Source organism: Bacillus sp. 05T31, assembly GCF_056396725.1.
Genome location: NZ_JBFTMA010001026.1, coordinates 1 through 1080, shown reverse-complemented (window position 1 = coordinate 1080; position 1080 = coordinate 1). Strand labels below are relative to the sequence as shown.

Sequence of the window (1080 nt, the reverse complement as noted above, 5' to 3'; positions counted from 1 at the left end):
GAAACTCCTATTACGTTTGAAACATTTAAAGGGGAAGAAGTACAAGCGACATTATATAAGAGAAAAATGAGTACATACATAAATGAGTTAAATAAAGCGGGATTTACAATTGAGAGAATAGAAGAACCTGAACCATCTATTGTATTTAATGGAGAAATAGCAGAGCCTTCTGTAAAATATTATTCTTTATATAAAGCTAGAATGTTGCCGACAACTTTTATTATTAAGGTGAGGAAGTAATTAAAAATACAGAGTACACCGAAAAAGGTGTACTCTGTATTTTTATTGAGCTATTGCTTATCTTTTCGGTTGAAAAATATGCTGAAAGAAGTATTTGTGATGTAAGTTATCTACAACTTTATTTGCTTGATATGTGCGGTGTTGTTCGAGTCGAAGTCTTTGCTCCATCATTTTTATTGCGTGATCTGATAAACGTAACATTGTACCAGTCTCCTTTTCTATAAATATAGTTTTCTGATTGATATCGATTCCATATTTATAACTAAGGAGGCAAAGTGTGTAACATAGGCAAAAAGCACCTTCCTCTCCCATTACGCTTACGAGGTTAGCTGTCGGACTCGGGAAGTGAGAGTTTCCCTACTTGAAAAAGATTCGCCCCAAGTAGCATAGCTACAAAAATGGTTCCCCCGCTCCAAAATTTGGACTCAGCAAAAGGTTGTATAAAGTAAAAAATAACATAAATAAATAATTAAGTCAAACTATTTTGTGTTTTCTGTCTTTTAAGTTGCGTAAGAATCATGCCATCAGGTAGTGTTGTATCTGTTACTTCAATGAAGCTGTGTTTTTTATATAATGCGAGAGCTGGAGTATTGGCTTTACCTGTTTGTACAATGTATGTCATTGAAGACGAGAACATGTTAAATATATAAAGTAGCAGTTTCGTTGCGATTCCTTTTTGAAAAAAATCCGGCGATACAACTAATCTGTGGATATCGATTAGTTCTTCTTCTTGTATAAAAGAAATAAAGCCGACGAGTTTATTTTCAGAGAAATATCCATAGAATGTTTCATCACAATTTTGAATATCGTTTACAGTATCATATAAACGAGGTATTGCAG

General features: G+C 33.4%; 2 protein-coding genes, 1 pseudogene and 1 riboswitch. Of the genes and pseudogenes, 1 reads left to right on the top strand and 2 read right to left on the bottom strand.

Going from position 1 to position 1080, the window contains the following annotated elements; translation table 11 throughout:
- Positions 1-240 (top strand): annotated as a pseudogene (locus AC1DJR_RS30985) (class I SAM-dependent methyltransferase); the annotation flags it as partial.
- A gap of 57 nt (positions 241-297) precedes the next feature.
- Here the strand turns inward: AC1DJR_RS30985 and AC1DJR_RS30980 are convergent.
- Positions 298-441, bottom strand: coding sequence for a hypothetical protein (locus tag AC1DJR_RS30980; RefSeq protein ID WP_000945246.1), 144 nt, complete (start codon positions 439-441; stop codon positions 298-300).
- A 97-nt stretch (positions 442-538) separates the two neighbouring features.
- Positions 539-681, bottom strand: a riboswitch (cyclic di-AMP (ydaO/yuaA leader).
- Between the two features lie 28 nt (positions 682-709).
- Positions 710-1080, bottom strand: a 371-nt coding sequence (locus AC1DJR_RS30975) for a GNAT family N-acetyltransferase (protein WP_477004363.1), incomplete at its 5' end; no start/stop codon positions are given.